The 8,881-nt window shown below is 77.9% G+C and carries 9 protein-coding genes; 3 read left to right on the top strand and 6 right to left on the bottom strand.

Features of this window, described 5'->3' with window-relative positions; translation table 11 throughout:
- From K6U79_09770 to K6U79_09785, 4 genes are all read right to left on the bottom strand, one after another.
- Positions 1-690 (bottom strand): endonuclease MutS2 (locus K6U79_09770; protein MCL6522638.1); only part of this gene is annotated, 690 nt, incomplete at its 3' end.
- A 60-nt stretch (positions 691-750) separates the two neighbouring features.
- Positions 751-1,533 (bottom strand): iron export ABC transporter permease subunit FetB, encoded by a 783-nt coding sequence (gene fetB / locus K6U79_09775; GenBank protein ID MCL6522639.1) that lies wholly within the window; start codon positions 1,531-1,533, stop codon positions 751-753.
- Positions 1,530-2,285, bottom strand: a complete 756-nt coding sequence (locus K6U79_09780; protein MCL6522640.1) for a phosphate ABC transporter ATP-binding protein — start codon at positions 2,283-2,285, stop codon at positions 1,530-1,532. Before K6U79_09780 ends, fetB begins: the two co-directional genes overlap by 4 nt.
- Complete coding sequence (locus K6U79_09785; protein ID MCL6522641.1) at positions 2,276-3,490, bottom strand: beta-ketoacyl-[acyl-carrier-protein] synthase II; 1,215 nt, start codon at positions 3,488-3,490, stop codon at positions 2,276-2,278. The genes K6U79_09780 and K6U79_09785 overlap by 10 nt, the downstream gene beginning before the upstream one ends.
- A gap of 163 nt (positions 3,491-3,653) precedes the next feature.
- On the opposite strand from K6U79_09785, the gene K6U79_09790 reads away from it, so the two are divergent.
- Genes K6U79_09790 through K6U79_09800 form a run of 3 tightly spaced genes read left to right on the top strand, consistent with a single transcriptional unit; the run spans position 3,654 to position 7,515 of the window.
- Positions 3,654-4,700 (top strand): polysaccharide deacetylase family protein, encoded by a 1,047-nt coding sequence (locus K6U79_09790; GenBank protein MCL6522642.1) that lies wholly within the window; start codon positions 3,654-3,656, stop codon positions 4,698-4,700.
- Positions 4,701-4,732: 32 nt separating this feature from the next.
- The gene (locus K6U79_09795) at positions 4,733-6,487 is read left to right on the top strand and encodes a glycerol-3-phosphate acyltransferase (protein ID MCL6522643.1); all 1,755 of its coding nucleotides are present in this window, start codon (positions 4,733-4,735) and stop codon (positions 6,485-6,487) included.
- Positions 6,484-7,515: a hypothetical protein gene (locus K6U79_09800; protein MCL6522644.1), complete on the top strand. Its 1,032-nt coding sequence runs from the start codon at positions 6,484-6,486 to the stop codon at positions 7,513-7,515. Before K6U79_09795 ends, K6U79_09800 begins: the two co-directional genes overlap by 4 nt.
- Here K6U79_09800 and K6U79_09805 read toward each other — a convergent pair.
- Positions 7,512-7,820, bottom strand: coding sequence for a cell division protein ZapA (locus K6U79_09805; GenBank protein ID MCL6522645.1), 309 nt, complete (start codon positions 7,818-7,820; stop codon positions 7,512-7,514). The two genes, K6U79_09800 and K6U79_09805, sit on opposite strands and share 4 nt — an antisense overlap.
- A gap of 4 nt (positions 7,821-7,824) precedes the next feature.
- Positions 7,825-8,881 (bottom strand): ATP-binding cassette domain-containing protein (locus K6U79_09810; GenBank protein ID MCL6522646.1); only part of this gene is annotated, 1,057 nt, incomplete at its 5' end.

The raw sequence follows: 8,881 nt of genomic DNA on the forward strand, positions 1-8,881 counted from the left end.
CTCCACCACCGCCGCGGGCTCGATGAAGAAGGTGGCGCCGCTCTCCGAGCGGTCGTGGACGATGCCGGGCACCGCCGACCTCTGGTCGGCACGCACCGGCAGGCAGAAGCGGCCGGAACGGACGGTGACGACGGCCTCCTGCAGCACCTGGCGGGCGGCCAGGCTCCGCACCATGGCCTCCAGGCGCTGGCGGACGGCCGCCTCCACATTCCGCTGCCGGCGGCGAAGCGCGGCCAGGGCCGATGAGGCGGTGTCGAGCCAGCTGCCGTCGGGCGCGACGGAGCGGGCGAGCCGCTCCTCCAGGGCGGGCAGGCGCGGCAGCCGCCGCGCTTCCTCGCCCAGGCGCGGCGCCCCGGACCCCTCCTCCAGGAGCCAGGCCGCCAGCCTTGCCGAGGCGCGGAGGAAGGCGAGCAGGGCGAAGAGCTCCTCGCCGCCCAGGGCGGCCCCGAGACGGAGGCGCTCCAGCCAGGAGCGCGGATCCAGCTCGGGCATGCGGGGCAGGGAGGCGTCGCGGCGCCGGAGCTCCATGGCCTCGGCTAGGCGCGCCTGGCGCTCGGCCAGGAGCACAGGGTCCGCGCTGGGCCGGAGCGCCCGCGCCGCCTCCCGCGCCGGCGCAAAGGCCGTGGCGCCGGCCAGCGCCTCCAGGATGCGCGGGAAGTCGAGCTTCTCCAGAACCGCCTCGTCGAACACCGCCGTTCCCCCTTCGCCTCCGCCCGGCATCGGCGCGGTCCCCGGCCTCCGGCCGCCCGGCTAGCCGGCCGCCTTCGCCCCGTCCCCCGCCTGCCCGGGCAGCACCAGCTGCTCGGCCGCGTTGAAGAACTGGCGGTAGGCGAGAAGGCCCGTCAGCATGGAGGCGACGCCCGTGGAGGTGGCCAGCATGAACATGACCAGGATCTGGTAGCGAACCGCCTGAAGCGGGCTGGCGCCGGCGATGAGGAGGCCCGTCATCATGCCGGGCAACTGGACGAGGCCCACCGTCTTGAGCGCGTCCACCGTCGGGATCATGCCGGCGCGCACCGCCTCGCGCAGCGGGAGGCGCGCCGCCAGCCGCGGCGGTGCGCCCAGCGCCAGCGCCGAGAGCACCTCCCCGCTGCGCGCGCGCATCTCCGCCTTCATCCGGTCGAGAACGAGGCCGCTGGCCACCATGCTGTTCCCGATGATCATGCCGCTGACGGGGATGACGTAACGCGCCTGGCCGGGAATCAGGCCGAGGAGCAGCAGGAGGGCGAGGGTGACCGTCTCGGCCAACGTGATCCCCGCCGCGGGCGGAAGGAAGCGGCGCGGCAGCCCGGCGCCGCGCTGCCCGGCGTTCTGGACGGCCACCCCGGCCATGAGCGCCAGGAGGAGCGCGATCCACGGCCAGGCGGCCAGCCGGAAGACCAGCTCCAGCACGTAGCCCATCACCAGGAGCTGCACCAGCGCCCGGGCGGCGCCCACCATCAGGTCGCGCTCCAGCGCCAGGCGCTGGCTGTAGGAGACGACCAGCGCCAGGGCGACGAAGACGAGCGTCACCAGCACCGAGAGGCCGCTCACGCCGGCTCCCTCCCCCCCGTCGCCCGGCCCAGCAGCTCCCCGGCCAGGAAGCGCCGGCCGGCCTCGCTGGCCGGCCCGGCGAAGAAGGCCGCCGCCTCGCCCGCCTCCACCCGCTCGCCCGCCCAGAGCAGGAGGACGTGGTCCGCCACCCGCCGCGCCTGCGCGAGGTCGTGCGTCACCCAGACCACCGTCAGCCCGGCCCGCTCCACCAGGCCGCGCACCGTCTCCTCGACGCGCAGCGCCGCTCCCGGGTCGAGCGAGGCGGTGGGCTCGTCCAGCAGCAGCACCTCGGGCCGGTTGGCGAGCGCCCGCGCCAGCGCCACCCGCTGCTGCTCGCCGCCGGAGAGGCCGTCCACGCGCCGCGCCGCCATCTCCGGCCCGAGCGCCACCTCGCGCAGCAGCTCCTCCACCGGCGGCCCCTCCTCGCCGCGGCTGGCAGGCCCGAAACGGACGTTCTCGGCCACCGTGCCGGGGAAGAGGTAGGGTCGCTGCAGCACCATCCCCACCCGGCGGCGCAGCGCCCGCACCTCCGTCTCGCGTACGTCCCTGCCGTCCAGCAGGACGCGCCCCCGGTCCGGGTCGCGCAGGCGGTTGAGCAGCGAGAGCAGCGTGCTCTTGCCGGCGCCGGAAGGGCCGATCAGCGCCGTCAGCCCCCGTTCGGCGAAGGTGTGGCGCACCCCGCGCAGGATCCAGCCCCCGCCCGGGGCGGCCACCCAGACGTCTTCCAGCTCCAGGCGCGCCGTCAGTCCCACCCCGCCAGGATCACGGCGCTGCAGGGGCCGCCCAGGGCCGCCGTCGTGCAGAGCAGGCGGGCCCGCGCCAGCGGCCGGCCCCCGTCGTGGACCGGCGTCAGCCCCAGCTCCGGGTCGGCCTCCTCCCAGCCGGCCGTGGGCGGCAGCACCCCCCGCTCCAGCGCCAGGACCGCCACCGCCGCCTCCAGGGCGCCGCTGGCCGCCATGGCATACCCGAGGCCGCCGGCGGGCGCTGTCACGGGCGGCAGGCCCTCGCCCAGCGCGGCGCGCAGCGCCTCCGCCTCGGCGCGGTCGAGGCGCGGCGAACCCGCGGCGTGGGCCACCACCCCGCCCAGGTCGTCCGGCTCCACTCCGGCGTCGGCCAGCGCCGCCGCCACGGCCCGCGCCAGGCCGTCGGCCAGCGCGCCCCCGTCGAGCCGGCTCCCCGCCGCCAGCGCCCGCCCGTAGCCCTCCACCTCGGCCAGGATGCGGGCGCCGCGCGCCCGGGCGTGCTCCAGCCGCTCCAGCGCCAGCCAGGCGGCGCCCTCCGCGACGGTGACGCCGTCGCGGCGACGGTCGAAGGGCCGCCCCGCCTCGCGGCTCACCTCGCCCGAGCGGAGAAGAGGCGCCAGGAGCAGCGGCTCCAGCGAGGACTCGCTGGCGCCGGCCAGCACCACGTCCGCCTCGCCGTCGCGCAGCGCGAGGAGCGCCGTGCCGATGGCGTCCAGGCCCGCGCTGGAGGCCGTGGTGAGCGTGGTATTGACGCCGCGGAAGCCGTACTTCTCCGCGATCACGCCGGCGGCCATGTTGGGGATGATGCGCGGGATGGTGTGCGGTCCCACGCGGCGCGGACCGCCCGTCTGCACCCGCTCCAGCCCCGCGATGAGGTCGCCGGGCCCGCCCACCGAGGTCCCCCCGATGACGCCCACCCGCCAGGGGTCGAGGGCGGAGGGCTCCAGAGCCGCCTCCGTCAGGGCCAGCTCGGCCGCCGCCGCCGCCAGGTGGGTGAAGCGCTCGTTGTTCCGCACCGTGCGCGGCGGCAGGAAGCGTTCCGGCTCGAAGCCCTCCACCCGCGCCACCGCCAGCCGCCCCAACCCCTCCCACTCCTCCACGCCACCCGCGCGGAGAGCCCGCTCGAGGCCCGAGCGGAGAGCCTCCGCGCCCACACCGAAGGCGCTGACCGCGCCGACGCCTGTCACCACCACGCGGGCGGAGTCCGACACCACGCGCCACCGACCTCCTTCACAGCTCCCCATCTTACCGGCTCGGCCCGCCCGCCCGCGCCCGGGGAGGAAGGGGCCTCCCCCGGTCTCCCCGCCGTCTTCGCACCATACCATCTTCCGGCGGCCCGCCGGCAGGAAGCGGGCGGAAAGGCGGGGAGGTGGGAGCGTGGTCCTCGACACGGCCGGCTTCCGGCGCCGCCTGCGCGTCGCCGCGCACCTGCTCGCCGCCCTCCTCCTGCTCGGCCTCCTCTGGGCCGCGATCCGCGCCCTCCCGGCCGGCCGCCCCGCGGGCGAGGCGCGGTCGCCCCTGGACCGGCCCTTCCGCACCGTCCGGCCCGGCGTCACCCTGGCTGACCGCGACGTGGGCGGCTGGACCGAGGGCGAGCTCCGCTCCTGGCTCGGCCGGCTGGCCGCCCAGCTGCACAGCCCGCCGGTCGACGCCCGCATCGACCCCGCCACTCGGGGGCGCGTCCCGGGCCTGGCGGGCCTCCGCCTGGACGTGGCCGCCACCCTCCAGGCCGCCCTCTCCGCGCCGGAGGGCGCGCGCATCGAGCCCGTCTACCGGCTCGTGCCGCCCCGCGTCCGCCTCGCGGACCTGCCGCCCGCCCCCGTCTACCAGGGCAACCCCGAGCGCCGGGCGGTCGCCCTGCTGGTCAACGTCGCCTGGGGGGAGGAGTACCTCCCCTCGATGCTGGAGGCGCTCTCCAAGGCGGGCGTCCGCGCCAGCTTCTTTCTCGTGGGCAGCTGGGCGGAGAGCCACGCGCGCCAGGCGCGGGCCATCGCCGAGGCGGGGCAGGAGATCGACTCGCACGGCTGGCAGACGGTGGAGTACGAGCACTTGAGCGAGGCCGAGGTGGCGCGGCAGGTGGTCCAGGCCGACCGCGTCATCGAGGCGGTGACGGGCCGCCGGCCGCTCTTCTTCAGCCCCCACCGCGGCGTCGTCACCCGGGCCGTCCTGGACCAGGCGCTGGCGGCGGGCCACCAGGTGATCCTCTGGTCGGTGGACACCGTCGACTGGCAGCATCCCTCGCCCCAGGTGATCCTCAAGCGGGTGGAGGCGAAGCTCCACCCCGGAGCGCTGATCCTGATGCACCCCACCGCCGAGACCGCGCGCGCCCTGCCCGAACTGATCCGCCTCGTGGAGGCGCGCGGCTACCAGATCCTCCCCCTGGCCGCCCTGCTCTCGGAGGACCCGCTGGCGCGCGTCAGGTAGAATCGGGGCGACACCTGGCGCGGGGAGGACGGATGGTGAGCGGGTTCGAGCTCCGCACGGCACTCTCGCCGCTGGCCGCACTGGCGGCCGCCTTCGCCTGGGGCGCGCTGCCCCTGGGCTACGCCCTCGCCCGGCTGCTCGGGCGCGTGGACGTCCGCTGGCTGAGTCCCTACAACCTCGGCCTGGGAACCGTGCGCCGCAGGCTGGGCCCCGTCTGGCCGGCGGTGCTGGTGGCGCCCGACCTGGTCAAGGCCGCCCTGGCGGTCTGGGCCGCCGCCCGCCTGGCGGGGCCGCCGGCGGCCGAGTGGGCCGCCCTGGGCGCGGTCGCCGGCCATCTCTACTCGCCCGGCTTCCTCTGGCCGGACGGCTGGCCGCCGCGCAGCCGCGGCACCGCGGCCGCGGCCGGAGCCTGGCTGGGCCTGGGCCTGGCCGGCGTGGCGGCTCCCGGGCGGCTCCTCCTGCCCTTCGCCGCGGCCGCGGCGGTGCTCCTTCTTCCGCGCGCGCTGGGCGGCCGCTGGGGCTGGCCCTCGCTGGCCGCGGCGGCGGGCGCCGCCTCCATGCCGGCGGTGCTGGCGGGGCGGGCCGCGGAGCCGCTCCCGGTGCTGGTGCTGGCCGCACTCCTCCTCTGGCGCCAGAAGGAGCACCTGGCGCGCATCGTCGACGGCGTGGAACCCCGCCTGGGCGAGCGGCGGCCACTGCCGGAGACGGACGCGGACGAGGTGGCCTGCGCCTTCCTGATCCATCCCATGACGCCGGAGGATTGGTGGCAGTCGCGCCGCTTCGGATGGCTGGCGACGCTCGCCCGCCGCCGCCTCCTGCCCCAGGGCCTGCTCGAGCGGCTGGCGCTCCGGATGCGGCCCATGCAGGTCGACGAGATCGCGGGGGTGGTGACGCGCGGCGGCAGGCGGGCCCGGGTCTACCTGCTGGGCGTGCCCATGCTGCCCGGCCAGATCAAGCGCCACGAGCGCGTGGCGGTGCTGCGCGCGCGCCAGGCGGCGCGGCTGGCGCGGGAGCTGGGCGCCTCCGTCCTGGGGCTGGGCGCCTACTGGTCGGTGGTGGGGGAGAAAGGCTCGGCCGTCCAGGCCGAGTCGCCGCTGCCGGTGACCAACGGCGGCGCCTACACCGCCGGCGCCGTGGCGGAGGCGGTGCCGCGCATCATGGCCCGCCTGCGCGCCCGCGGCCTGGAGCCGGGGCGGGTGACGGCGGCGGTGGTGGGCGCCAACGGCGTGGTCGGCTTCGGCATCGCCCGCGCCATCGCCGGCCAGGTGGGCCGCCTGCTCATGCTGGGGACGCGGGCGGAGCGCCTGGAGCGCTCCGCCTCCACCATCCGGCGCCACTTCCCGGGCCTGGAGGTGACGGCCTCCACCGACCTGGGCCTCCTGCGCGAGGCGGACGTGATCTTCACCGCCACCTCGCAGGTGGAGCCGGTGGTCCTTCCCGAGCACGTGCGGCCGGGGACGCTTCTCTACGACGTCGGCCGGCCGGCGGACGTCCACCCGGCGGTGGCCCGGATCCCCGGCGTGGAGGTGGTCCCCGGCGGTGTGGTCGCGCTTCCCGGCGAGGCCCGCTTCCGCCTGGAGCTGGGCTACGGCCCGGGGCTGGTGCCCGCCTGCCTGGCCGAGACGCTTCTCATCGCCCTGGACGGGGCCTTCGACCGCTGCACGCTGGGCGGCCCGGCGCGGGCCGAGAATGTCCGCTACTTCGTCGAGCGGGCGCGCAGCCTGGGCTTCCGCGTGGTGACCGAGGCGCCCGCCGGCGGCCCGGCGGCCCGGGGGGTGGCGTCGTGATCTACGCGGGTGTCGACGGCGGCGCCTCGCGCACGCGGGTGCTGGCGCTGGACGGTGCGAGCGGCCGGCTCCTGCGCGCGGAGGGCGAGGGCTCCAGCCCCGAGGTCTGGGGCGAGGAGCGGGCGGCGGCGGTCCTGCTCCGGCTCCTGGAGCGCGCAGTCCAGCCGCTGGCGGGGGGCTGGCCGCCGGTCGGCCCGGTCCGTGCCGTCGTCGCCCTGGCCGGCCTGGACACCGAGGCCGACTTCGCCCGCGCGGGGGAGCTGTTGCCCGGGCTGCTGCCGGGCTGGCAGGTCACGCCGGTCAACGACCTCCGGGCGGCCCTGGAGGCGGGCGCGCCAGACCCTGGCGCGGCGGTGGCTGTGGTGGCCGGGACGGGCGCCAACGCGGGCGCCCGCGACGCCCGCGGTCGCTTCCTCCGGCTGCGCGGCAAGGGCTTCGAGCAGGGCAACTACGGCGGAGGGATCGACTTGGCGCGCGCCGCCCTCCACGCCGCCTTCCGCTCCGAGGAGGGCTCCGGGCCGCGCACTCGCCTTCAGGAAGCGATCCTGACGCTGGCGGGCGCCCGCGACTACGACGAACTGGCCTTCCGGATCGGAGGCGGCCAGGCGGCGCCTTCCTCCGAACTCCTCTCCCTGGTGGGGGCGGTGCCGCCGCTGGTGGTCCGCCTGGCCGGCGAGGGAGACGCGGTGGCGCAGGAGCTGCTCCTGGAGATGGGCAGGAAGCTGGCCGGCTCCGCCCGCGCCGCCGCGCTCGCCGCCGGGCTCTCCGCCCCCGCCGGCGGTCCGGCGCTGCCGGTGGTCCTGGCCGGCGGCCTTTTCCGCCCGGAGAACCCCTGGCTGGAGGACGCCCTGCGCCTCGAGCTCCACCGCTCGCTGCCGGCCGCCGACTGCCGCCGGAGCCCGCGCGAACCCGTCCGCGGCGCTCTTCTCCTGGCCGTGCGCGGCGACCCGTCGCTGGCGGCCGACGCCCTCCGGCGCCTGGAGGAGCGGGCGCTGGAGGGCGAGGCCGAGCGGGCGCCCGCCGGCTAGCCCGGCGTCCCGCCCTCCCAGTCGCTGCCGTCGCGCAGCGGGCGGAGCTCCCGCCGCCACTCCTCCTCCAGGGCGCGCTGCAGGCGGCGGTTGAGGCGCTTGGCCTCCTCCAGCTCCTCCGCCAGGTTGAGCGCCGCCAGCACCGCCACCTGGAGCGCGGAGAGGTGCGGGTTGCGGGCGGCGATCTCCCGCATCCTGCGATCGGTCTCGGCGGCCAGCCGCTCCAGCTCCTCCCGCGGCACCTCGCCGCGCAGGAGGAAGGGCCGGTCCAGGATCTTCACCTCGAGGCGCTCCATCTCCGCCATCCCCTCACCGCGCCCCCCTCCCCCCGCCGGGAAGACCGGCCGGCCGCTGCTCCGCCGCCTCCAGCCAGCGTGCGTAGGCCTCCTCCAGCTCGGCGAGCAGCGCCTCGTACCGCTCGCCCAGGCGGCGGAGCTCCTCCCGCTCCGCCGGCGGCGAGGCCAGGATCTCCTCGAGCCGGCTCCGCTCCCCCTCCAGCTCCTCGATGCGCGCCTCCAGCGCGGCCAGCTCCTCCCGGCGCCGGCGGGCGACGGCGGCCCCCTCGCACCCCGCCCCACCGCCCCGGGGAGCGCCGCGCCGGACGTCCGCCGGCGCGCCCTCCGCGCCGCCGGGGGCCGCGCCCTCGCCGGAGCCCGCGCCGGCCCAGAGCCAGGGAAGCCGCCCGCCCTCCAGGAGCGCCACGCCCTCCGGCGCCTCCGCGATCCGCCCGCCCGCCACCACCCAGAGCCTCTGCGCCGCCCGGCGCAGGAAGTAGCGGTCGTGGCCGACCACCACCACGGCCGCCGGTACCTCGACCAGCGCCCGCTCCAGCGCCTCCCGCGTCTCCAGGTCCAGGTGGTTGGTGGGCTCGTCCAGCAGCAGCAGGTCGCACGGCTCCATCAGCGCCAGCAGCAGCGCCAGCCGGGCGCGTTCGCCCCCGGAGAGCCCGTCCAGCGGGCGCATCGCCGCCTCGCCCGGCCAGCCGAAGCGGGCGAGCCAGCGGTGGGCGGCCTCCCGGTCGAGCGGCCGCAGGCGGACCAGCGCCTCCAGCAGAGGCGTCTCGCCGGGAAGGGCGGCCAGCTCCTCCGGCCAGCTGCCCTGCGGAAGCCAGGTGGTGCGCAAGCCCGGCCCCGTCAGCAGGCGGCCCTCCAGCGGCGCCAGCGCCCCGGCCAGCGTGGCCAGGAGCGTACTCTTGCCCGCCCCGTTGGGCCCCACCACCGCCACCCGCTCGCCCACGCGCACCTCGGCGGAGAAGGGACCCGCCCGGTGGCCGCCGCGGCCGACGACGAGGCGGTCGAGGCGGAGCGCCAGCGCCCCGCCGACGGAGAGGCGGCCGGCCGCCGCCGCCAGCCTCGGTGCGGCCGCC

The sequence above is a fragment of the Bacillota bacterium genome, from assembly GCA_023511835.1.
GTDB lineage: Bacteria > Bacillota > Sulfobacillia > JAIMAT01 > JAIMAT01 > JAIMAT01.

Coding starts and splice junctions, on each gene's coding strand:
- K6U79_09795 (MCL6522643.1), top strand. CDS start 4,733: ATGGTGAGCGGGTTCGAGCTCCGCACGGCACTCTCGCCGCTGGCCGCA.
- K6U79_09805 (MCL6522645.1), bottom strand. CDS start 7,820: ATGGCGGAGATGGAGCGCCTCGAGGTGAAGATCCTGGACCGGCCCTTC.